The sequence below is a fragment of the Paenibacillus oenotherae genome (genome assembly GCF_019443105.1).
In the GTDB taxonomy this organism is placed as follows: domain Bacteria; phylum Bacillota; class Bacilli; order Paenibacillales; family Paenibacillaceae; genus Paenibacillus_Z; species Paenibacillus_Z oenotherae.
In genome coordinates this window covers 606,189-629,952 of the sequence record NZ_JAHZIJ010000001.1, presented here as the reverse complement: position 1 = coordinate 629,952, position 23,764 = coordinate 606,189, and the positions used below count along the sequence as shown (strand labels likewise).

At 51.3% G+C, this 23,764-nt stretch carries 23 protein-coding genes; 22 read left to right on the top strand and 1 reads right to left on the bottom strand.

Annotated elements, in window-relative coordinates; genetic code table 11:
- Window positions 1-352: 352 nt before the first annotated feature.
- Entirely contained in the window at window positions 353-1,162 is an 810-nt protein-coding gene (locus K0T92_RS03035) for a metallophosphoesterase (RefSeq protein ID WP_219870924.1), read from the top strand.
- Window positions 1,163-1,821: 659 nt separating this feature from the next.
- Here K0T92_RS03035 and K0T92_RS03030 read toward each other — a convergent pair.
- The gene (locus K0T92_RS03030) at window positions 1,822-3,135 is read right to left on the bottom strand and encodes an FAD-dependent oxidoreductase (protein ID WP_219870923.1); all 1,314 of its coding nucleotides are present in this window, start codon (window positions 3,133-3,135) and stop codon (window positions 1,822-1,824) included.
- A 377-nt stretch (window positions 3,136-3,512) separates the two neighbouring features.
- Here K0T92_RS03030 and K0T92_RS03025 point away from each other — a divergent pair, with 377 nt between their 5' ends.
- The 21 genes from K0T92_RS03025 (at window position 3,513) to glyS (ending at window position 23,721) form a co-directional block, all read left to right on the top strand.
- Window positions 3,513-3,917: a hypothetical protein gene (locus K0T92_RS03025; protein ID WP_219870922.1), complete on the top strand. Its 405-nt coding sequence runs from the start codon at window positions 3,513-3,515 to the stop codon at window positions 3,915-3,917.
- 114 nt (window positions 3,918-4,031) lie between these two features.
- Complete coding sequence (locus K0T92_RS03020; RefSeq protein ID WP_219870921.1) at window positions 4,032-4,370, top strand: histidine triad nucleotide-binding protein; 339 nt, start codon at window positions 4,032-4,034, stop codon at window positions 4,368-4,370.
- Window positions 4,371-4,499: 129 nt separating this feature from the next.
- On the top strand, window positions 4,500-4,673 hold the full coding sequence (gene rpsU / locus K0T92_RS03015) for a 30S ribosomal protein S21 (RefSeq protein ID WP_005547957.1): 174 nt from the start codon (window positions 4,500-4,502) through the stop codon (window positions 4,671-4,673).
- 15 nt (window positions 4,674-4,688) lie between these two features.
- A complete protein-coding gene (locus K0T92_RS03010) occupies window positions 4,689-5,132 on the top strand; it encodes a GatB/YqeY domain-containing protein (RefSeq protein WP_219870920.1) in 444 nt (147 codons plus the stop codon).
- A gap of 124 nt (window positions 5,133-5,256) precedes the next feature.
- Window positions 5,257-6,606, top strand: a complete 1,350-nt coding sequence (locus K0T92_RS03005) for an MATE family efflux transporter (protein WP_219870919.1) — start codon at window positions 5,257-5,259, stop codon at window positions 6,604-6,606.
- A gap of 323 nt (window positions 6,607-6,929) precedes the next feature.
- Window positions 6,930-8,321 carry an NfeD family protein gene (locus K0T92_RS03000; RefSeq protein ID WP_219870918.1) on the top strand — a complete coding sequence of 464 codons (1,392 nt, stop codon included), beginning with the start codon at window positions 6,930-6,932 and terminating at the stop codon, window positions 8,319-8,321.
- Window positions 8,322-8,345: 24 nt separating this feature from the next.
- Window positions 8,346-9,329, top strand: a complete 984-nt coding sequence (floA, locus tag K0T92_RS02995; protein WP_219871185.1) for a flotillin-like protein FloA — start codon at window positions 8,346-8,348, stop codon at window positions 9,327-9,329.
- A 54-nt stretch (window positions 9,330-9,383) separates the two neighbouring features.
- Window positions 9,384-9,854: a hypothetical protein gene (locus tag K0T92_RS02990; RefSeq protein WP_219870917.1), complete on the top strand. Its 471-nt coding sequence runs from the start codon at window positions 9,384-9,386 to the stop codon at window positions 9,852-9,854.
- Between the two features lie 546 nt (window positions 9,855-10,400).
- Entirely contained in the window at window positions 10,401-10,685 is a 285-nt protein-coding gene (yqfC, locus tag K0T92_RS02985; RefSeq protein WP_219870916.1) for a sporulation protein YqfC, read from the top strand.
- A gap of 19 nt (window positions 10,686-10,704) precedes the next feature.
- The gene (gene yqfD / locus K0T92_RS02980) at window positions 10,705-11,898 is read left to right on the top strand and encodes a sporulation protein YqfD (RefSeq protein WP_219870915.1); all 1,194 of its coding nucleotides are present in this window, start codon (window positions 10,705-10,707) and stop codon (window positions 11,896-11,898) included.
- 6 nt (window positions 11,899-11,904) lie between these two features.
- Entirely contained in the window at window positions 11,905-12,882 is a 978-nt protein-coding gene (locus K0T92_RS02975; protein WP_219870914.1) for a PhoH family protein, read from the top strand.
- 440 nt (window positions 12,883-13,322) lie between these two features.
- Entirely contained in the window at window positions 13,323-15,530 is a 2,208-nt protein-coding gene (locus tag K0T92_RS02970) for an HD family phosphohydrolase (protein ID WP_246627801.1), read from the top strand.
- Window positions 15,527-16,030: an rRNA maturation RNase YbeY gene (gene ybeY / locus K0T92_RS02965; protein WP_219870912.1), complete on the top strand. Its 504-nt coding sequence runs from the start codon at window positions 15,527-15,529 to the stop codon at window positions 16,028-16,030. The genes K0T92_RS02970 and ybeY overlap by 4 nt, the downstream gene beginning before the upstream one ends.
- The gene (locus K0T92_RS02960; RefSeq protein ID WP_219870911.1) at window positions 16,030-16,392 is read left to right on the top strand and encodes a diacylglycerol kinase family protein; all 363 of its coding nucleotides are present in this window, start codon (window positions 16,030-16,032) and stop codon (window positions 16,390-16,392) included. The genes ybeY and K0T92_RS02960 overlap by 1 nt, the downstream gene beginning before the upstream one ends.
- Before the next feature lie 41 nt (window positions 16,393-16,433).
- Window positions 16,434-16,868, top strand: a complete 435-nt coding sequence (locus K0T92_RS02955; RefSeq protein WP_219870910.1) for a cytidine deaminase — start codon at window positions 16,434-16,436, stop codon at window positions 16,866-16,868.
- Between the two features lie 30 nt (window positions 16,869-16,898).
- Window positions 16,899-17,813, top strand: a complete 915-nt coding sequence (gene era / locus K0T92_RS02950; protein ID WP_219870909.1) for a GTPase Era — start codon at window positions 16,899-16,901, stop codon at window positions 17,811-17,813.
- Between the two features lie 144 nt (window positions 17,814-17,957).
- Window positions 17,958-18,104 carry a YqzL family protein gene (locus K0T92_RS02945; RefSeq protein WP_219870908.1) on the top strand — a complete coding sequence of 49 codons (147 nt, stop codon included), beginning with the start codon at window positions 17,958-17,960 and terminating at the stop codon, window positions 18,102-18,104.
- Between the two features lie 52 nt (window positions 18,105-18,156).
- Window positions 18,157-18,903 (top strand): DNA repair protein RecO, encoded by a 747-nt coding sequence (recO, locus tag K0T92_RS02940; protein WP_219870907.1) that lies wholly within the window; start codon window positions 18,157-18,159, stop codon window positions 18,901-18,903.
- Between the two features lie 81 nt (window positions 18,904-18,984).
- Entirely contained in the window at window positions 18,985-20,400 is a 1,416-nt protein-coding gene (locus tag K0T92_RS02935) for an MATE family efflux transporter (protein ID WP_219870906.1), read from the top strand.
- A gap of 359 nt (window positions 20,401-20,759) precedes the next feature.
- The gene (glyQ, locus tag K0T92_RS02930; protein ID WP_219870905.1) at window positions 20,760-21,647 is read left to right on the top strand and encodes a glycine--tRNA ligase subunit alpha; all 888 of its coding nucleotides are present in this window, start codon (window positions 20,760-20,762) and stop codon (window positions 21,645-21,647) included.
- Window positions 21,640-23,721 carry a glycine--tRNA ligase subunit beta gene (glyS, locus tag K0T92_RS02925; RefSeq protein ID WP_219870904.1) on the top strand — a complete coding sequence of 694 codons (2,082 nt, stop codon included), beginning with the start codon at window positions 21,640-21,642 and terminating at the stop codon, window positions 23,719-23,721. Before glyQ ends, glyS begins: the two co-directional genes overlap by 8 nt.
- Window positions 23,722-23,764: the final 43 nt, after the last annotated feature.

The window sequence follows — 23,764 nt, the reverse complement described above, 5'->3', positions numbered from 1 at the left end:
ACCCGTCGGGGCTTTAGCGCGAAAAAGGATGCAGCATCGCAGGAATTCTCTTTTTAAAATGAAAAAAATGAATTAAAGGTGCTGATTCGCAGGAATTATGGGCCATCGAGCTCAACAGCCGAGCTTAGCTGTCGCGCTTAGCAGTCGTACTTAGCAGCTGAGCTCAGCCCCCATCTCTCCCTTCTACACAGTGGCCTGAGCCGAAAATGAAGCGCATATTCGTTCTATTGCACATATTGGTATACAATAGATAAGCGGCCACCGGGGCCAAACAGGCCGGAATTGCCGCTTCTCTGCCGCCGGGAGGAAGCAGGCGAGGTGCTGGATAAATCGTGAAGGGTGCGGTGTATCAATGAAAACAGGAATCATATCCGATATTCACATAGATGTTAATAGAGCGAAGCCCGTTATTAACGAGCTGTGCAGGGTGAGCAGGGAAGAGCAGCTGGATATTCTCATTGTGGCAGGAGATATCAGCAGCGAGCCTTCAGAGGTTATTGCAGCAGTGAAGCAACTGGAAGAGCATGCTCATGCCAAAATATTATTTGTGCCGGGCAACCATGATTATTGGTCGGTGAAAGACCGGGAGCGCGATACTTGGTCGATATACAGGCAGTATCAGCAGACAGAGGGCTGCCTTAGCGGCTCTCCCTATTCCCCCAATGAGGATTGGGTTATTATCGGCGATTCCGGCTGGTATGACTACTCGTTCGGAGAACCGGAATATACGGTCGAGGAATTCGACAGAATGACACAGGGCGACTCGTTATGGAAGGACAGCTTATTCGTCCGGTGGGGCAGGAGCAATAGAGAGATGCATGCCTACTTCTATAACAAGCTGAGAACAGAGCTTGAGCGGCATAAGGATAAGAAGATCATGCTGGTTACGCATATGCTGACCCATCCTGCTTTTACTGTGCCCGTCACTCGCGAGCCCTGGGGATATTTCAACGCATTTCTGGGAAGCGCGGAGTATGCTGGCCTTTACAAGGATTTCCCTGTGAAGTACGGAATTATGGGCCATGTCCACTACAGGAAGACGCTCCAATATGGCAATACGAAGCTGATCTGTCCATGTCTCGGATATACAAGCCAATGGAGGCAGAAGGAGGATGTGGCCGGAGAAATACGCAGCACGCTGCAGATTGTAGAGCTGTCGTAACCGGAGGACGATCACTGGATCCGCTCACGGCAATCGCTCTAACGCGCGGCGGGACCATGCGTATGACGATTAGCCGCACAAAGCTGGGGCTGTCGCGAAAGTCCTTTTGGAAATCTCAACTTTAAGAAGCTGTATGAGGTTGAATCCCTACGATCATAGACTGTCCACGTACTCCTCGCCAGAGGATGATCCGTCATTCAAACGCCGCCGGTAGGCCACGCGCGGTGCGGGAGAGAGACAAGCGAGCTGCGAACTCGGTGATGAAACATGCGAAACGGCAGCTTTTTTCTCGTTTCCGACCCCATGAAGGTGAAATGCCTGCCAGCGGGCAGGTATTTCACCTTCGTTTCTCCTTAACGGCCGATTTTCCCAAAAATTCATGCTTGATCGCAGGAATATTACCATTATGGCGTCTTGTAACTGAAATTCATGCACATTCGCAGGCTTCTTACTCTGTCCGCCGCCTTCAAAACAGTTGGAGAAGGGGCCGCCCAGAAAGCTGGCTTGATGCTTACGGAGTCCCCGCTAAGTCCCAAATGCAATGAAAGATGCTTCCAAACCACTTTAAAAGTGGGCTGGAAGCATCCCTTCACATCATTTGGGGCTGACTCATTGGATATTGGGCTTTTCGGACAGCCCCAGCTTCTTTGTGCTGCAATTTACTTGTATGCATGCAGATCAGCAATGATCTGCTCCGCTACAACTCTGGCGCTGGAGAATGCGCGTTCGGCAAGCTCACCCTTGCCCTCGCATCCGTCACCGCAGAAGTAGAAGGGCATGCTCTCGATCCGGTTCGGCAGCAGCCGGTTGCTGGCAACGTTCTTCACGCTTTGCACCATTGCTTTCTTGGAAACCCGCTTAACGGCAACGCAATCACGCCAACCGGGGTAATGTCTGTCGAACAGTGCTTCCATCTGGGCTGTCCGTTCCTCCAGATAGGCTTTGCGGTCAACGCCGTCTCCATCAGATTCGTCATTCAGGTAGGAGATGCCTTGCAGAAGCTGTCCGCCCTCGGGGACGAGCGTGTGATCTGTTGCCGATACGTCCGAAATAAACATTTTGTTGTTCATATCGCTAATATAGCTGAACGGACGGGCAACCACCTGGCTGAGCCCGACATCATAGACCATAACCTCTGTAGCTGTATTATGCTCATAGGGTTCAAGGAAAGGCTCCCAAGGCGTTCCGCGAAGCAGCTTGACCACCTGCTGTACCGGCATTGCGAATATAATACGGTCAAAGGTTTCCTCACGCGCCTTCGTATTGAGCACATATTTGCCCTGCTCATAACGGATCGCGTCAACGCCTTCTTGAAGGGCAAGAGACCAGCGCCCGCTCTGCTCCAGCTTCGACCGAAGCTGATTCGTAATAACGGCCCAGCTGCCAAGCACATAGTTAACGGGACGGTTGGAGAGGAATAAATTATGATAATAGGTGCTAATCACCGGACCAGGAACACGGCGGGCATCCTCAGGCGTAATAAAAAAGTTGCTGCACACCAGATGCTCCCACAGTTCCTTCACATCCTCGTCCGCTCCGGACTCGGCCAAATAATCGCCTAGCGTGGCATAGTTTTTGAGCTGATGGATATTCGCGATAATGGCTGTAATTTCACCAACGAAACGAACCTTCTGCATCATGGTGAGAATATCGGTTTTCATCAAATTGACGAAATCGAGCGGTGCAGGTGTCAAATGCTCGCCCTTCTCATACATGACCTTGCGGCGGTCCACCTGCTTGCTGCCGAAGGTAAGCCCGAGCTCGCGCTCCATCACAGACAATGTATGCCGATCCAGACCATAGATGGCATGAGCGCCGTAATTCAGGGTGAAGCCTGCCTTTTCATAGGTAAAAGCACGACCGCCAAGCTGTGGGCTGCGTTCAAAGAGAACGCCCTGCACACCTGATTGCTCGGATAAATAAGCTGCCGCAGTAAGGCCGGCAAGACCGCCTCCGATAATCGCAATCTTCATTCGTATTTCCTCCTCTAAAATCTGGCGAAGCGATTCATCCGCTTCTCTCGTTGTCATATTGGTTGACTTGCCTGCCTTTGGATTGGCGGGCTTGTCCAATTATTTGAAATTCTCGTTCTCCACTTGGCGGGAGAAGAGGCTGCGAACGATTGTGGGAATTGCAGTTCTATCATGTGGTGCCCGATCTCACAGCACATACAACATTATACGTGGGAAAATAGAGCCAATCCATCTCGATTTAGACTGATAGTCCCATCAAATCGGCATGAATCCGTACAGCACGGCTCCCGCCTATTTTTGCGATGGTCAGGCGCCATCCGCCCACGGGCGAATATCATGGTAGAAAGTGAAGCACAATTCCGGGAGGTATTCGCATAATGGAAAAAAAGATTGTGACCGAGCCGTTGCCTAAGAAAGTTTCAACAGCCCCGCATCATCCGGTTGAACCGGCTCCGATTGCACCAATGCCGGTCAAACCAATGGAAAAGTATGAAGTGAAGAAATGGTGCAAGGATCAGATGCACCGGTATGTTCTGGTGCAAACGCGGGACGGCTGGTGCTGCGACGGATTCATCGAGCACATTGATGACGATATGCTGTGCATCGCAATCCCCCACTGTGGCCCGGGCTATGATCCCAGGGCGTTTGTCCCCTTTACACCGTTCACGCCCTTCTTTCCCGGGCCCTTCTTCCCGGCACCCTTTTTCCCGCGCCGCCGCTTCATTCGCCAGACGTTCCCGCTGGCAGCGCTGCTCGGACTGACATTGCTTCCATTCTTCTAAAATCAGGATTGGCTTACACGAATTATGCCAGCGCATGAAGCGCTGGTTTTATTAGAATGGACGAGCCCGCATTTTTTCGCTATTATGGAATGAAGAGGAAGCGGGGTGTAAACGGTGGATTGTATTTTTTGCAAAATTATTGAAGGAAGCCTTCCCTCCAGGAAGGTATTTGAGAACGAGCGTATTGTTGCGTTCCATGATATTAAGCCAGAGGCTCCTGTTCACATCCTGGTCATTCCCAAGAAACATATTCCAACTATGAATGATGTGACGGATGGAGATAATGAGTTAATCGCAGAACTGTTCTCGGTCGCAAGAGAGATTGCGAAGGAGCAGGGGATTGCGGAATCGGGATATCGGCTGGTGAACAACTGCAATAGCGAGGGCGGGCAAATTGTCTATCATCTGCATCTCCATATATTAGGCGGAAAGCGGCTGGGCCCTATAGCCTAGGATGAAGAGACACTGCTCAGAAAGCTTGTCTTTTCGAGTTGACACTGCCTTTTGTTATAACATATAATGAAGTTTGATGAACCGTGTTATCTTTCTTGGACGGTCTGTTTTCGGAGGGAGGGAAAACTGGTGTCTGAAACAAAAGTTCGCAAAAACGAGACAATCGATGCTGCACTCCGCCGTTTTAAACGTTCCATCGCAAAGGATGGCGTGCTGGCTGAGGTGAAGAAACGCAAGCATTATGAGAAGCCTAGTGTAAAGCGCAAGAAGAAGTCTGAGGCTGCGCGCAAGAGAAAGTTTTAGGAGGATCCTTCCACAATGAACCTTAGCGAACGATTGAACGACGACATGAAACAAGCTATGAAGAGTCAGGAGAAGTTCAAGCTGACCACGATTCGGATGGTCCGTGCGTCCATCAAAAATCTTGAGATTGACTTGAAACGGCCTCTTGAGGACAACGAGGTGCTTGATATTCTAAGTCGGGAGATCAAACAACGTAAAGATTCCCTCCAAGAATTTGAAAAAGCCGGCCGCGATGATCTTGCGAAAGATGTCGCCGCAGAAATTGAAATTATTAGTGTATACCTGCCTCAGCAGCTGACCGAAGAAGAAATCAAAGTGATTGTTCAGCAGACCATCCAGGAAACCGGTGCTTCTTCGAAAGCCGAGATGGGGAAAGTCATGAGCGCTCTATTGCCCAAAGTAAAAGGGCGTGCTGATGGTAAACTAGTAAACACATTTGTGCAGCAATTTCTGCAATAACATAGGCTGAAAGCCAAACACTCCCTTTTTGAGGGGGTGTTTTTTCATAAATCCGTCTATTTTGGACACCCTTCTTCTATTGTCTATAATCAGATGACTCCAAAGGGAAAGAGGCAACTAGAATATGCTGCGTAATTGGTGGAACATATTGATTTTGGCTATCCCGTCCCTGGTTTCCTTTGCGACACAAACCGTGACAGGAACGGTAAATTTGATCATGGTAGGCGGACTTGGATTTATCACCATTGCGATCGTTGGCGTATCGAATATCATCATGTACAATGCCTTTGCGATATTTTCCGGTATTGGGCATACCGTTAATTATTTGGTGGCTCAGAATTACGGGGCGGGCGATATGCGCAAAGGCATCGAACGCACTTATTTGGCTATGATGATGTGCTTGGTCTTCGCTGTTGTTATTGCCTTGGTTGGCTGGGGGGCGGCGGATCAAATATTGAGCTGGACGGGCGGCTCGGAGGATCTGGTGAGGCAGGGAAGCTTTTATCTTGAGCTGCGGTTCTATGCGATGGCCTTCGGAATTATTAATTTTGCCTTTCACGGTTTTCTGCGCGGGATCGGAGCGACGAGGATGTCGATGGTCGTAGCGCTTATCAGCAACTTGCTGATCATATTGCTCACATATGCAATGACGTTTGGAGAGCTGGGCTTTCCCAAGCTTGGGTTGACGGGAGCGGGTTTTGCCATATTGATCGGCGAAGCGGTTCAACTGCTTATCTGTGCTTATATTTTCTTCTTCGTTCTACATAAGCGGTTTCATACACGCAGCCGCAAGGCAATTGTTTTTCAATGGCCGGAGATGAAGCTGATAGCCTTTGAAAGCGGCAAGCTTGGCGTTCAGGAGTTTTCACTAAGCTTCTCGATGTACATCTTCACTGCGTTTGTTGCAAGGCTCGGTGACCGCGCGCTCGCAGCGAACGAAGTGGCTCTAAGTGTAATGGCATTGGGTTTCATGCCGGCGTTCGCCTTCGGGGCCACAGCTACCATATTGGTCGGGCAAAATGTAGGCAGAGGAACACCGCATATTGGCCGCCGGGTAGGAACGGATACTGCGATACTGGGAACGCTGTTTATGATTATTCTGGGTACTGTGGAATTCTTCTTCGCCGAGACAATCGCACATTGGTATTCCAAGGATCCGGAGGTCTATTTGCTGGCCGCGTTTCTAATTAAGGTATCGGCTTATTTGCAAATCTTCGATGGATTGCTGAACTACTACGCAGGCGGTCTGCGCGGTATTGGTGACACGACTTTCCTGCTCCGGATTTCATTTCTGGTCAGTTGGGTATTGTTCGTGCCGCTTGCTTACGTATGTATCTTCATTCTGGATATGGGCAGCTTGGGAGCATGGCTCTCGTTGTATTCATTCCTGCTGGTGTTCGGCATATCGGTTATGGTTCGTTTCTACCGCACAGATTGGAACGCCGTTAAGCTTAAGCAGGCGGAGGGCCATTGACGAGTCCCAACGATTGAAAGGAGTTCCAGGCTGCCTGTGCAGAGGAACGCTCTTACGAACGCTAACGCTTCTCCAGAATCATTCCCATGCTCCACGCTGTTGTTCTTTATGATGTGGTCTGACAGACTTTGTAAGCATATGCTCGGTAGATGGCCTGCATTCATCGATGCGTTTGAAACGCGATCGCCTCCATAACGTAGTAAGGAGAGGTGGACTGGGCTGCAAGTCGGGCAGAGCACGCAAAAACTAAGTATATGCTTACGAAGCAGTTTTTGCTCGACAAGTCAGGCAGAGCACGCAAAAACTTTTAGGAGGGGGCAAAGATGCAGCGAACTTTACCAAAGCTTGGACCTAGGATGATTGTGTCGGTTGTGGCGCTTTTGGCCATTATGCTGCTTGCGCTGCTGCCTGTTGCGGCATATGCGGCGGACAGCAATGCGGACAATTCTTCGATTGGTCCCGCTGTCTATGTCATTCGGGCAGAGCAAACGGTTGAATCGGGACTGCAAGCCTTTCTTGAACGAGCTTATGAGGAAGCGGAGGAAGCGCGCGCTGAGCATATCCTCCTTGTTATTAATACACTTGGCGGACGTGTGGACAGCGCGGAGGAGATCGGTCATCTCGTTCGTACTAGCAAGGTGCCGACGACTGCTTTCGTACAAGGGAAGGCGGTATCGGCGGGAACCTATATTGCGCTTAATGCGAAAGGGATCATTATGGAGCCGGGCAGCGCAATCGGAGCGGCGGCAGTTGTTGACGGCTCTGGAGAGCTGATCGACAACCCCAAAATCATCTCTTACTGGACCAAAGCCATGATGGAAGCCGCTCAGCTGAATGGCCGCAATACGGACATAGCAGCCAAAATGGTAGATCCCAGAATTAAGCTGAAATTGCCTGAGCTAGGACAGACGCTTGAGAGCGGTGAGATTCTGACCCTATCCGCTACAGAGGCGGTGAAGGTCGGATACGCCGAATTTACTGCTCGAACCATTGATGAAGCGCTTGCGGCAATCGGCCTTGATGAACGGCAAATTGTCGAGATCAAGCCATCCGTTCTGGAGAAAATCGGCCAGTTCCTAACCTCGCCGGTCGTCGTGACGCTGCTGCTTATAATCGGAATTGTCGGAGTAGCGATTGAACTGCTGGTACCGGGCTTCGGTTTTCCGGGAATCGCCGGGATTATCGCATTCGCTCTATATTTCTTCGGACATTTTGTAGCAGGCTTCGCAGGCATGGAATCGGTTGTGCTGTTTATAGTCGGCATTGTGCTGCTTGTAAGTGAGCTGTTCATACCGAGTTTCGGGATTCTGGGGATACTGGGAACGGTCTCGCTTATTGCCGGAATTGTCACCTCGGCTTCAGATACCCGCACCGCGATTGTTTCTCTCGCTATTGCCCTTGCGGCAGCGGCACTAATTGTTATATTTGTGGCCATCCGGTTCAAGCATCGCGGAGTATGGAATAAATTTATTCTGAGTGACCGCTTAACGACGGATGAGGGATATGTCTCTAATCCAACAAAGGTTAGCCTGCTCGGCAAGAAGGGCGTCACGCTGACACCGCTTAGGCCAGCTGGAACGGTGACGATCGATGATGAACGAATCGATGTTGTGACCGATGGCGAGTTTATTAGTGCGGGTATTGAGGTGAAAGTCATTAAAGTGGATGGAGCCCGGGTAATTGTGCAACAATGGAATGAGAAGGCAAATCAATAATTTATTGGAGGGGTACTTATGACGATGGATCCGATTGTTACGATATTGATCATAGTTGTTCTTGCTGTTATCGCCTTATCCGTATTTCTAAGCTTCTTCCCGATAATGCTCTGGATCTCGGCCCTCGCTTCCGGTGTCCGTGTCGGCATTATTACACTGGTCGCCATGAGGCTGCGCCGGGTAGTGCCGAGCCGAATCGTAAATCCGCTGATTAAAGCGTCCAAAGCCGGACTTGGCCTGACGATTAACCAATTGGAGAGCCACTTTCTGGCTGGCGGTAATGTTGACCGTGTCGTTAATGCGCTCATTGCGGCTCAGCGGGCGAATATTGAGCTTGTATTCGAACGTGCGGCTGCCATTGACCTCGCTGGCCGTGACGTGCTGCAGGCTGTACAGATGAGTGTCAATCCGCGTGTAATCGAGACGCCCATCGTTGCTGCCGTTGCCAAGGATGGGATCGAGGTAAAGGTTAAAGCGCGTGTAACTGTTCGTGCGAACATTGAACGCCTCGTAGGGGGTGCGGGTGAGGAGACTATTATCGCCCGTGTTGGTGAAGGTATTGTTACAACAGTCGGGTCTTCCAACTCCCATAAAGATGTGCTGGAAAATCCCGATATGATCTCCCGTACGGTACTCGGCAAAGGTCTGGATGCGGGGACGGCGTTCGAAATTCTATCCATTGATATTGCGGATGTAGATGTAGGCAAAAATATCGGCGCACATCTGCAAACGGAGCAAGCGGAGGCTGACAAACGGATCGCGCAGGCAAAAGCAGAAGAGCGCCGTGCGATGGCTGTTGCTCAGGAGCAAGAGATGAAGGCGCGTGTCGTAGAGATGCGAGCGCGTGTTGTGGAATCGGAGTCTCAAGTGCCGTTAGCTATGGCTGATGCGCTCAAGAGCGGCAAGCTTGGCGTCCTTGATTACATGAACATGAAGAACATTGAAGCAGATACGCAAATGCGAAGCTCCATCGGCAAGCCGGATGTAACGTCTTCGGATAAAGAGTAAGGGACTGGAAGCGGTATGTTGGCTGGCGGACTATGAGTCTTCGGAGGTGATGAAGTGGATGAAATAATCGCATTTCTATCCAATAACATTTTTTTGGTCGTTATTATTATTGGGTTTATTGCTTCGTTAATTAATAAGGGCAAACGTAAAAATGCGACAGGGATGCCGGATTTCAGCGGAAGGAATGCAGCGCCACAAGCCGATGGGCTCCCTCACGATCGAAGGCAGGATTACAGCCAGATGCCCCCTGTACCGGAGCTGTCATCCCGCTCAGAAGGGCGTGCAGGCTCGGAGGAAGAGCGGCACGCACACTCGGAAATATTGACGCAGGCGATTGCGGCAGACCGTGCTTCCGCGTTCAGGCCGGGCAATCTGGCCTCTACGCGCAACGCTGCAGATTTGACAGCCACGCGTGAAGCCGAACCATTTCGCATGCCAGAGGGAGAGGAGCTGCGCCGAGCCATCGTGGTTGCTGAGATACTCGGCCCGCCTCGTGCAAAGCGGCCGTATCGCCCTAATAGCTGATTGTCGGCATATATACAAGGAGCTGTCCAGAAAGTCCTTGTTGGAAATCTCAACTTCCATTTTAAGAAGCTGTACGTTGTGGCATGCCTGCATGCATGCGAGATGCGAGCCAGGCAAAACATGCGAAACGGCAGTTTTTTTCCGTTTCTGACCCCATGAAGGTGAAATGCCTGCCAGCGTGCAGGCATTTCACCTTCATTTCCCCTTAACGGCCGATTTCGTCTCAAATTCATGCATGATCGCAGGAATATTACCATTATGGCGTCTTGTAACCGAAATTCATGCACATTCGCAGCCTTCTTACTTCGTCACTCTGCCTTCAAACCAGTTGGAGAAGGGATAAAAAAAGATGCTTCCACTTCCACTTTTTAGTGGTTTGGAGGCATCTTTTCATATCAATTGGGACTGACCTTTTGGATGCTGGACTTTTCGAACAGCCCTTCTTTGCGTAAGGGGTTCCTTTCCTATAGCTGTTTTCCTTTCCCCTCATATTTCGGGTTCTTGCCGCATATTTTGGTACAGTACGGAAAGGGGGCTTCTGCCAACATGAGCCGCATAAATCGCAAACTGCGTAAAATGGCCGCCGATCTGCTCGATCTGCCTCAGGACGTTGTTTTTGATTTGCCGCGTCTCACGATGATTGGTGACCGCCAGTTGTATATTGAGAACCATCGCGGTGTGCTTCACTTCTCCAGCGACAAGCTGAGGCTGGCGCTCAGCAAGGGAGAGCTCGAAATAACAGGACAGGAGCTTGTCATACGCACGATCTGGACGGAAGAAGTATTCGTGGAAGGCCACATCAGACATATTGAAGTTCGCGATATGAAATAAGGGTTGAGGAGGCGGAGGCATGAATGCATCCTGGATACAGTGGGTACGCGGGATCGTTACGATCCGGGTGCGGGGCGAGGGGATGGAGAAGCTCGTTAATCGAGCGCTTGGAGCCGGTATTCAGCTGTGGTCCATTCGCCATACAAGCGGTGGAGAGCTGTTATGCGAGGTGTCCGTAGGCGATTTTTTTCGTCTTCGTCCGATTTTGAAGGAGACAGGCTGTCGGCTGCATGTGAACGGACGCGAGGGACTGCCGTTCTGGCTCGTTAAAGTGCAGAAGCGGCTGTTTTTTGCAGGGGGACTTGCTCTCTTTTTCATTGGGATGTACTTGCTTTCCTCACTGGTTTGGACGATTGAAGTGAAGGGCAACGAGCTGCTGTCTGAGGAGCAAATTTTGCAGGCTGCCAAGCAAGAAGGTCTATATCCGCTTCAATGGTCGTTCCGGCTTGAAGGCAGTGAGGTATTGTCCAAAAAACTGGCGCAGAAGCTCCCCGGTGCAGCATGGATCGGTGTGGAGAAGCGTGGCACGAAGATTACGATTCAGGTCGTTGAGTCCAAAAATGCGAAGCCTAAGCCGCTGCTCAACCCGCGCCATCTGGTAGCCTCGGCTGATGCTGTCATAACGCATATTCTTGCAGAGTCCGGCAGACCGGTCGTAAAGCGGAATATGAAAGTGCGGAAGGGCGATGTACTTATATCCGGGATATACGGTGATGAAGCCCATACGAAGTCAGTCGTAGCCAAAGGAACAGTTAGAGGACTCGTCTGGCACGAATACAATATTGTATCGCCGCTGCAGCGGCAGCTGAAGGTATACACAGGGGATACGGAAACGAGATGGTATGCTGTTGTAGGCGGACGAGCCTTGAAGGTTAGCGGATTCGGCAGCCCGAAGTTCGCTGCTTACGAAACGGTAAGACATATGGAGAAAGTGACATGGCGTACCAATGAGCTTCCATTCGGCCGAATAAAGGAGACACTATTGGAAGTGCGGATGGACAACCAGCCTGTAAGCGTGGAAGAAGCACGGGCAACGGGATTGCTGCAGGCGCGTGCTGATCTGTTGGCGAAAGCGGGGGCCTTGGCGGAGGTCCGCTCGGAAAACATTTTGCATGAAAAGACGGACAATGGTAAAGTTTATATGAAAGTGCTTTTTGAAGTGGAGCAATCGATTGTAGCAGAAAGACCGCTAGTTTATATGCAAGGGGAATGAGAATTTTTGTTGAATGAGACGAAGAGTATAAAGATCCCGCTTGCGAATGCGGCGGAAGGACTGGCTTTATTCGGTCCGCAGGACAAGTATCTGAGACTTGTGCAAGAGCAGACAGATGCTGATATTATGTCCCGGGAAGCGGAAATTTCCATTACAGGGCGAAGTGAAGAGGTTGACACGCTGGAGCAGCTGTACACAGTACTTCAACAGCTTGTTCGAGGCGGTTATACACCTTCCGAGCGCGATATTGTGTATGCGCTTGATTTGTCCAAAACGTTGCAGGCTGATCAATTGCTAGATTTGTTCAAAGCAGAAATAACGACGACGTACCGCGGCAAACCGATTCGTGTGAAAACAATCGGCCAGCGCCATTATGTCAAAACGATTAAGAAGCAGGATATCGTATTCGGAATCGGGCCAGCTGGAACAGGTAAGACCTATCTTGCGGTAGTGTTGGCGGTGGCTGCGCTCAAGGAAGGCTCTGTGAAACGGATTATGCTGACTCGGCCGGCGGTTGAGGCTGGCGAGAATCTCGGCTTCTTGCCGGGTGATCTGCAGGAGAAGGTTGATCCGTATCTGCGTCCGCTTTACGATGCGCTTCATGACGTTCTTGGTCCTGACCAAACGGCGAAGGCGTTTGAAAGAGGATTGATTGAAGTTGCTCCGCTCGCGTACATGCGGGGAAGGACGCTCGACGATTCCTTTATTATTCTGGATGAAGCGCAGAACACGACTCCGGAGCAGATGAAGATGTTTTTGACGCGGCTAGGCTTTGGATCGAAGATGGTTGTGACCGGAGACGTGACGCAGATCGACTTGCCAAGAGGCAAACGATCCGGTCTGATCGAAGCAAGACGGATTTTGCAAAATATCGAAGAAATCGGCTTTATTCTATTCTCTGAACAAGATGTGGTTCGCCACTCCCTCGTCCAAAAAATCATCATGGCCTACAACTGGGACGCGGAAGAGCAGGAGCAGCAATAACGGATGTGATCCGTGGCAGTGGCGGCTGGCAGTGGATTACCGCTGTCAGCCGTAAGCCTCGTAAGCGGATGAAATCCGCTAACAGCCGGCTAGCCGGTCGCCGTAAGTCCCTGTAAGCATGAGAAACCTGCTTACAGCACTAGGGCATGCAGACGCACGAGGGGCGCCAGCACGGGCCGTGTGAAGACAAGTCGTAATGATAGCTAATGATATTCAGCACAGAAACTGAGTTGTATATTGCGAACCTGGCAAGGAGCGCTTTGACGAAGTCTCAACGCGAAAGGCATATGAAAGCGTGCGCAGCATGAGGGAAGACGAGGACAGCCCCGCAGCAGGAGCGGTTATTCCGGGTCCTGGGTAAAGGTAACAGTCCGTATAATCCTCTTGCAAAGGGGATTTAGGGGGATGTTCAACATGTCCTCTCCTAAGGGGGAATGCATATGAGGCTGAGCAATTGGAAGCATAGTGTAGCGGTACGATCGGTGCTGCTTTTTCTATTTGTACTGCTGTTTTATTTCAGCATGTCTCCAAGCCTTCTGCCTACTACCTATGATATCGAGCTGGGCAAACGAAGCGAGCGCAACATTGAAGCGCAGAAGGAGATCAAGGACGACAAGGCCAGACTTCAGGCGCAGGAAGAAGCGGCTGAGAAGGTCGAGCCGATCTATTCGATTGTCGCGCTTAGAAGCGAGCAGCTGCTTGAGCAGGTGTTTGCCCGAATGGAGCAGCTCAATCAGGATGATCAAGTATCGCTCGACAATAAGGTAACGATCTACCGGACGGAAATTCCCCGGCATTATAATGATTATGTTGATCGATTCGTTCGAAATAACCGGGGCAACGAAATTTATAATGATACGCTGCTTGAGGAGATGGCGGGCACGATTAAAGCGCAGTCGTACCGCATTCCCGAGGAAACCTATTACAAGCTTCCATCGCTAAGCTCCAAGCAGATCTCTGAGATGCGTGAGGTTGGCGTTGCTATCGTGCGCAAGCTGATGAGCGATCCGCTGCGTGAAGCGGAAACAGCACGAACGAAGGTGGCTGAATTAGTCAATGCAAGCACATTAAGTGAACGGAAGACCAGGGAAATTGTGCAGGAGCTCGCGCGGTACGCGATTATGCCCAACAAATTTTCGGATAAGGAAGCGACCAATGAAGCTCGTGTAGCAGCAAAGGAAAATACGCCGGAGGTCATTATCAAGCAGGGCGAGGTTATTCTTCAAAAAGGAGAGATGGTCACCAAGGAAGTCTATGACCGTCTGTCTGCATGGGGCTTGCTGCAGGACAAAAAATCGTATTGGCCGCAGCTTGGCTTGCTGCTGTTATCCGCTCTGTTCGTACTGGTCATCTACAGCTATCTGGAGAAAACGACCGGCATGAATGCGGCTGCTAATGCCAAATATAATAATGTCCAGCTCTCTATGCTCTGGCTTATCTATCTGCTGAACATTGTAGCCATGAGAATTATTGAGCTGACGCAGACGGATTCCATGCCATACGTCGGATATTTGGCGCCGACTGCGATGGGCGCAATGCTGATCACGCTGCTGCTGGATGTACAGCTGGCTGTTGTCAGCTCGTTCTTGTTTGCAATCGCGGGCAGTGTTATTTTCAATATGGATTCTAACCGCATCTTTGATTTTAACTATGGATTTATGACTGCGGTCATTTCATTCGCGGCGATCTTCGCCATTCATCGGGCAAGCCAGAGATCGACCATTCTGAAAGCCGGTATTATGGTCAGCCTCTTCGGCTCTGCCTCTGTATTGGCGCTGCTGCTGCTCAAGGATCTGCCGGCCAAATCGGAGATTCTGCTGACGGTGGGCTTTGCTTTCGCCAGCGGATTGTTGACGGCCGTACTGGTCATTGGTATTATGCCCTTCTTCGAGATCTCATTCGGCATTCTGTCCGCGCTCAAGCTGGTGGAGCTGTCGAACCCGAACCATCCGCTGCTGCGCAAGCTGCTGACGGAAACACCCGGCACGTACCACCACAGCGTTATGGTGGGCAATTTATCAGAAGCAGCCGCAGAGGCGATTGGCGCGAACGGTCTGCTCTGCCGCGTAGGCTCCTTCTACCATGATATCGGAAAGACGAAGCGGCCGAGCTATTTTATCGAGAATCAGTCGAATATGGAGAATCCGCATGATTTTATCGAGCCTAAGCTGAGCAAATCGATTATTATCGCCCATGCGCGGGATGGGGTTGAAATGCTCAAGAGCCATAATATTCCCAAGCCGCTCAGAGATATTGCGGAGCAGCATCACGGCACGACCTTTCTTAAATTTTTCTACCATAAGGCGCTCAAGCTGGCGGAAGAAGCGGGCGAGGAGCCGGATTTTACAGAGGATGATTTCCGCTACCCCGGCCCCAAAGCGCAATCGAAGGAAGCGGCGATTGTCGGCATAGCCGATTGTATTGAAGCGGCAGTACGAAGCCTCCGTAATCCTACGGTGGAGCATATTGAATCGATGATCAACAAGATCATGAAGGACCGGATGGATGATGGCCAGTTTAACGATTGCGATCTGACGCTCAAGGAATTGGAGAAGATCGCGCAGACGTTGAAAGAAACAGTGATCGGCATCTTCCATTCCCGCATTGAATATCCCGAAGACGTGAAACAAAAGGAGCGGCTTGTATGAGTCTGGAACTTGAATGGAGCAATAATCAGAATAAGCTGGAGATACCGGATGCTTATATTGCAAGGCTGGAGCAGCTGCTGCAGCTTGCTGGCCAAGCGGAAGGCATTGAGGACGGCGAGGTGACGCTTACTTTTGTCGATGACGAGGAGATTCATCAGTTGAACCGCGATTATCGGGGCATTGACCGTCCTACTGATGTGCTGTCATTTGCCATGCAGGAAGCCGGTGAGGATGAGCTGGAGATCGTCTATGAGGTCGATAGCGAGGATGATCCCGTTCCTGCGGACATGGAAAGTATGCTCGGTGACATTATAATTTCCGTGGAGCGGGCTAAGGCGCAGTCGGAAGAGTACGGCCATTCGTTGGAACGCGAGATCGGCTTTCTGTTCGTGCATGGCTTTCTTCATCTGCTTGGCTATGATCATGGAGATGAGGCAAGTGAAGCGGTCATGACCGGAAAGCAAGAGGCGGTATTGTCGCAGGCAGGCTTGAAGCGGTAATGATCTCCTTTTTGCGGAGCGTGGGATGTGCGCTGTCCGGTATTGTTCATGCATCGCGTACGCAGCGCCATATGCAAGTTCATCTTATTGCTGCTCTGCTCGTCATTGCGGCAGCTCTATACTTCAGGCTGTCTGCTGCGGAATGGATTGTCGTGCTGCTTCTGTCAGCGCTTGTGATCGCGGCCGAGCTGTTCAACACAGCTATCGAGAATGTAGTCGATCTTGCAAGCCCGGAGCAGCATCCGTTAGCCAAGGCGGCAAAGGACACAGCAGCAGGGGCGGTGCTTGTACTGGCCATCATTGCAATCGCAATCGGGCTGATCATATTCGGCCCGCATGTGAGGGATCAATTTCTGGGCTGATTCATACGGCTGCCCTGGACTGGACGAACAGGAGGGTAAAGATGGGGACATGGAATTCGAAGGAGCAGCTTCCCGAAGCATGGCAGAAGCTGCTGAACGGCGCATTGGAAGTGAGAGAACGGGCGTACGTCCCGTATTCCTCCTTTAAGGTAGGAGCGGCGCTGCTTGGCGAGGATGGCGGGGTCCACCTCGGCTGCAATGTGGAGAACGCTGCCTATGGCCCCACGAACTGTGCCGAACGAACGGCGTTGTTCCGCTCTGTTGCCGATGGACATAAGCCGGGATCTTATGCGGCGATAGCGGTTATAGGGGATACACCGGAGCCGATTACGCCTTGCGGCGTTTGCAGGCAGGTGCTGGCAGAGCTGTGTGCCCCCGACATGCCCGTTATTATGGGGAACTTGCGGGGCGACTGGCGAGTGATGACAGTTTCGGAGCTGCTGCCGGGCGCTTTTTCATTGAAAATTGAGAATTAAGACAGGCTGGAAGGGGAACGTTGCATCATTATGAGTGGATCATCAACAGGCAAAGAGAAATTTCATTCGGGGTTCGTCGCTATTGTAGGCCGTCCGAATGTGGGCAAATCAACACTGATCAACGAAATGATCGGTCAGAAGATCGCGATCATGTCGGACAAGCCGCAGACTACCCGCAACAAAATCCATGGCGTATATACGAAGGGCAACAGGCAGATCGTGTTCCTGGATACGCCGGGAATTCATAAGCCGCAATCAAAGCTCGGCGATTTCATGGTGAAAGCTGCTGTGGGCACATTGGGCGAGGTGGATGCGGCATTGTTTCTGATTGACGCTTCTGAAGGGTTGGGCGGCGGAGACCGCTTCATTATCGAGCAATTGAAGAAGGTCACCACACCGGTAATCCTGGTAATGAACAAGATCGATAAAATCCATCCAGAGGCGCTGCTGCCGCTAATTGCGCAATATAAAGGGCTGCATGATTTTGCTGAAATTGTGCCCATTTCCGCGCTGCAGGGCAACAATGTGAATACACTGCTTGACGTACTGACCAAATATTTGCCGGAAGGGCCGCAATACTATCCCGCTGATCAAGTGACAGACCATCCGGAGCAGTTCGTCTGCGCGGAATTGATCAGGGAGAAAATTTTGCATCAGACACGGGAAGAGATTCCCCACTCCATCGCGGTTACGATTGAGGACATGCGGGTACAGGAGAATGGCGTCGTCAGCATTGGCGCCGTTATCTTCGTGGAGCGTGATTCGCAGAAAGGGATTGTCATCGGCAAACAAGGCGCGCTGCTGAAAGAGGTAGGGCGGCTGGCAAGGCGTGATATCGAGCTGCTGCTTGGATCGCGTGTCTTTCTGGAGCTGTGGGTGAAGGTGAAGAAGGATTGGCGCAATCATGACCGCGTCTTGAAGGATCTCGGTTTCCGCAACGATTGATGAAACGGCCACGGATCGGGTGCGTTCTTGCAGCATCGGAGCCATTATTAGGGTGCAATGCCCTATTATGCTTCGGATAGGACTCCCCCGTTCATCGCATTCTATCCCTATGCACATTTCTGATGGCGGAGAGGATTGATACGAATGCGAGACTTTTCGTGGAAGTATTTTGCGCTGACCGGGGACGTGGACGCTTTCTTACTTTATAAAGAGATGGATGGACTGCAGACAGCGGATTCGGCCGATGAGGATGAAGCTGCTGAAGCTGTCTCGGAGCTAGAAGGAATTTGAATGAGCGGCTTGCCGGCCGCACGCCGCCAACGCGGGTTAGGGGAGAAACGCTATGCAGTACCGGGCCGAGGGGATTGTTATCCGGAGCATGGACTACGGGGAAGGCAACAAAATCGTAAACATTCTGACAAGAACCAACGGCAAGGTCGGCATTATTATCCGGGGAGCCAAGAAAACAAAAAGCCGTCACGGATCTCTTGCCCAGCTGTTTACGTACGGTGAATTTCTTTACTTCCGCAATAGCGGCCTAGGCACATTAACGCATGGTGAGATTATTGAATCTCACCATCTTTTGCGTGAGCGGCTTGAGCTTGCGGCCTATGCGTCGTATGTGGCTGAATTGACAGATCGCGCTCTGCAGGAGGATGAGTCCAGCGGATTCATATTCGAACAGCTTAAAGCCTGCTTCACCGCTTATGGGGAAGGGAAGGATGCTGAGATCATCACCCAGCTCTATGAGATGAGAATACTCGAGGCGACTGGTTACGGTCCTGTATTCGATGCATGCTCGTCTTGCGGCAATGTTGTAGGCTCCATGTCGCTTAGCGTCCGCTCTGGCGGCGTGTTGTGCAGCAAATGCGGATATAAGGATCCGTTTGCTCTGCCGCTTGGTGATGGTGCGCTAAAGCTGCTGCGGCTGTTCCGCACAATGGACCTGCGCCGACTAGGCTCCATTCAAGTGAAAGAGGAGACGAAAGGCGAACTTAAACGAGCCATGCGGCTCCTAGTGGACGGTAATTTGGGCTTAACGCTGAAATCACGCTCTTTTCTCGATCAAATGGATAAATTCCCTTTATAGGGCTATATTTAGGACGTTGACCTTTCCCTATGGAGAGCATACAATCAGTTCGTTCATAGTGGAAGGGCGGGTTGAATGGTCATGGCAAAAGGGAATATACAACGAGAAGATCTGGAACAGAAGACGCCTGCTATCTGGGCGCTTACCTGGCCCATTATGATTGAGATGATGCTGCAATTTATGCTTGGTACTGCGGATACACTAATGGTAAGCCGCATTTCCAATGATGCAGTGGCGGTCGTAGGAATTGCCAATCAGTTTTTTAATGCGGTCGTTATTTTATTTTCGCTTGTATGCGGAGGGGCCGGCATTCTTATATCGCAGAAGCTGGGCTCGGGAAAGGCTGGAGAGGCGCGAACAATCGGTGTCATGTCGGTTTCATTGACAGCTGTTATCGGTATCGGGGTTAGTATTCTGCTTGCAACCTCCTCGCATACGTTTGCCGCTATTCTGCAGGTGCCTGATAATTTGAAGGAAATGTCCTATACATACTTGTCCATTGTTGGCGGGGGTATTATTCTGCTTGCACTTAATTTGTCGCTAAGCTCTGCGGTGCGCAGTACAGGCGATACCCGCTCGCCGATGTACATTTCAATAGGAATGAATGTGCTGCATGTGATTCTCAATTATGCGTTCATATTCGGCGCATTCGGGTTTCCGAAGTGGGGGCTGTTCGGTATTGCGGTATCGACCGTAATCAGCCGCTTTGTAGCGCTGCTTTTTCAATATTGGATGTTCCGCCAGTCATTCGGGACGCCTATTGCCGTGCGTGAATTCGCAGCCTTTAACCGCAAGCTGCTGAAGGAGATCGTCAAGATCGGCTGGCCGCTGAGCATCAATGGCGCTTCCTGGACGATCTCGCAGGTCGTCATCTTCAGCATCGTTGCTTCCATGGGGGCACTGCCGCTGGCAGCGCGCACATACATGAATACGATGGAATCATTCGCGTTCCTGTTCGGCTGGTCGCTTGCGCTCGCGGTGCAAATCCGGATCGCCCACTTATATGGAGCGGGCAGGCATAAGGAGGCGTACTTCAGCGCTTATCGCGTGCTGGGCTTCGGTATTCTTATCGTGCTTGCGAATACGCTGCTGCTTATCGTATTCCGCAGTCCGATCATCTCTACCTTTACGAAGGATGAATGGATCATTGAGATGGTGGTGGCCCTGCTGTGGTTGAATCTCGCGCTTCAGCCAGGCAAAATGCTCAATATGGCGCTCGGGCAATCGCTTATGGCGATTGGCGACGGCCGTTATGTGATGGTGATTGCGCTGGCAAGCATGTGGATTGTCGCTGTTGGCCTATCTTTTACACTCGGGATCGGTCTGGAATGGGGGCTGTACGGCATCTATGTCGGTATGATTCTCGATGAGTATATACGCGGCATACTTTGCTTCTTCCGTTGGCGCAAGCACCGCCGCAAGCTTGCCTTTGCCGAGGCTTTCCATGCCGATGAGGTTCAGTTGAAGAGCAAGGAAATCAAAGCCGCCACCTCATAAGTAACGGCTGGTGTTGACAAGTCAGACCCTATTGGATATGATAAATTATCAATGTATATTGAACGATGATGGAGAAAGTAATCGGTTGCGGTCAGAGCAGTATTAGCGAGCCGGGGGCGGTGGGAGCCCGGATGGACGGACCTGATGAAAGGCGCTCCGGAGTTTGCAGATTTGTAGAAAGCGGGTTTCTTCATCACGCCAAGTGTGTGGTCGGAAGCCAAGTAGGGTGGAACCGCGGGAGATCAGCTCTCGTCCCTATGTCTGTTATTCAGACGTAGTGGGCGGGAGCTTTTTTGATATCGTCATAGACGGCTGTCCCATGTGCGTCAACATTTGAACAATAAGGAGAGACGCGTGAAATGAATTTTCAAGGCATGATTTTGACATTGCAGCAGTTTTGGGCGGAGCAGAATTGCATTCTCGTTCAGCCCTATGATGTTGAGAAGGGTGCTGGAACGATGAATCCGATGACATTCCTGCGGACTATTGGTCCGGAGCCATGGAATGTTGCTTACGTGGAGCCTTCCCGCCGCCCTGCGGACGGAAGATACGGAGAGAACCCTAACCGGCTGTATCAGCATCATCAGTTTCAGGTTATTCTGAAGCCGTCGCCGGACAACATTCAGGAGCTGTATCTGGAGAGCTTGAGCAGACTTGGAATCGATCCGCTGCAGCATGATATCCGGTTTGTTGAGGATAACTGGGAATCACCGACGCTCGGCGCATGGGGACTTGGCTGGGAAGTGTGGCTTGATGGCATGGAAATTACGCAGTTTACGTATTTCCAGCAGGTTGGCGGCATTGATGCGAATCCTGTAGCTGTTGAGATTACGTACGGCATGGAGCGTCTGGCGTCTTATATTCAAGACAAGGAGAATGTGTTCGATCTGGAATGGGTGGAAGGAGTCACTTACGGAGACGTCTTCCTGCAGCCGGAATATGAGCATTCCAAATATACGTTTGAAACCTCGGATGTCGCGATGCTGTTCTCGCTGTTCAATATGTATGAGGCAGAAGCGAAGAAGACGATGGAGGAGAAGCTGGTATTCCCGGCTTATGACTATGTGCTGAAATGCTCGCATACGTTTAATCTGCTGGACGCGCGCGGTGCGATCAGTGTGACGGAGCGTACGGGATACATTATGCGCGTGCGCAATTTGGCCCGTGCTTGTGCGGCCACTTATTTGGAGGAGCGCGAGCGTCTCGGCTTCCCGCTGCTGAAGAAAGGAGTGAACGCAAATGGCTAAAGATTTATTGCTTGAGATCGGTCTTGAAGAGGTTCCTGCACGCTTCGTCCGTGGTGCGATGAACCAGTTGAAGGAGAAGACGGTCAAATGGCTGGAGTCGGCACGGATCGGACACGGAGAGGTGGAGGCATTCGGAACGCCGCGCCGGATTGCGGTTCTCATACGCAATGTGGAAGAGAAGCAGGCTGATGTGAATGAGGAAGTAAAGGGGCCATCCCGCAAAATCGCCCAAGACGAGCAAGGCAACTGGAGCAAGGCAGCGCTCGGCTTTGCAAGAAGCCAAGGTGTCGAGCCGGATTCGTTCTACTTTAAAGAGCTGGGCGGGGTTGAGTATATATACGCGAATAAAAGCAGCATCGGCACAGTGACAAGCGATGTGCTGCCGGAAGGTCTGACAACGCTAATAGCGTCGATGTCATTCCCTAAGAACATGCGCTGGGGAAGTCATGAGTTCCGGTTCGTCCGTCCTATTCGCTGGCTGGTGGCGTTGTTCGGAGAAGACATTATTCCGCTTGAGATTACCGGTGTCAAGGGAGGCAATGTCTCGCGCGGCCACCGCTTTCTTGGCAGTGAGACAATCGTTGCGAGTCCGTCTCAATATGTGGAACAGCTGCGCGCCCAGCATGTTATTGTCGATGTTGCTGAGCGTGAAGGTCTGATTGTTGACGGAATTGGCGCGCTGGCAGCCGAGCAGGGCTGGCAAATTGCCGTGAAGGAAGATTTGCTGGAGGAGGTGCTGTTCCTTGTCGAATATCCAAGCGTGCTGTTCGGCAAATTCGATCCTTCTTTCCTCAGCATCCCGCAGGAGGTGCTGATCACCTCGATGAGGGAGCATCAGCGTTATTTCCCGGTGCTTGACGAGTCCGGCAAGCTGCTTCCATTCTTCGTTACTGTGCGCAACGGCAATCGCGACTTTATCGAGGGTGTTGCAAAAGGGAATGAGAAGGTGCTGCGCGCACGGCTCTCCGATGCGAAGTTTTTCTACGCGGAAGATCAGAAGCTTGTTATTGGCGATGCGCTCGCGAAGCTTGAGAACATTGTCTATCATGAAGAGCTTGGAACAGTGGCCGATAAGGTTCGCCGGATGCACGCCATTGCGGTAAAGCTGTCCGAAACGCTAAGTGCTGATTCGCAAACTGCTGAAGATGTTGCAAGAACGGCAGCGATATGCAAGTTCGATCTTGTCACCCAGATGGTGTACGAATTTCCTGAGCTGCAAGGCATTATGGGCGAGGATTATGCGCGCAAGGCTGGAGAACGGGAAGCAGTAGCGCAAGCCATCAATGAGCATTATCAGCCGCGGTTTGCCGGAGATCGTTCGCCTGCTTCATTGACGGGTGCAATTGTAAGCCTTGCGGACAAGATCGATACGATAGCAGGCTGCTTCTCAATTGGCATTATTCCGACAGGCTCGCAAGATCCTTATGCGCTCCGCCGTCAGGCTGCTGGCATTGTGCAGATTATTCTGTCTCATGAGCTGAAGCTGCCGCTGAATGTCCTGTTCGGATTGGCAATTGATGTCCATGCTGCGCGAACAATGAAACGCGGAGCGGACGAAATTCGTAAGGAGCTGTATGAATTTTTCGGTTTGCGCGTGAAGAACGTTCTGACGGAGCAAGGCATTCGTTACGATGTCATCGATGCAGTAATGGCATGCGGATACAATGATCTAGGCCAAACGATCGATCGTGCGGCAGCTCTGACAGCCGCAGCTGCAGGAGAACGCCGTGACGAATTTAAGACGGTAGTGGATGCATTGACTCGTGTATGCAACCTTGCGGCGAAAGCATCGTCTAAAGAAGTAGTGCCTGCATTGTTTGCGGATGATACGGAGAAGGCGCTGTATGAGGCATGGCTATCGGTCAAGGGCGAAATTGCGGAAGCGATCCAAACTCGCAACGCTGCAGCGGCAATCGCCAAGCTGGCAAGCTTGAAGGATGTCATCAACAGCTATTTCGACCATGTTATGGTTATGGCTGAGGACGAGGCCGTCCGGAACAACAGGCTGGCGACGCTAGCGGTTATTGCCGAGGGAATCAATGAGACAGCCGACTTTTCCAAGCTTGTTTGGTAAAACCTAATCGCGATATGGGGGAGCTGCCAGCGGCCGGCAATTG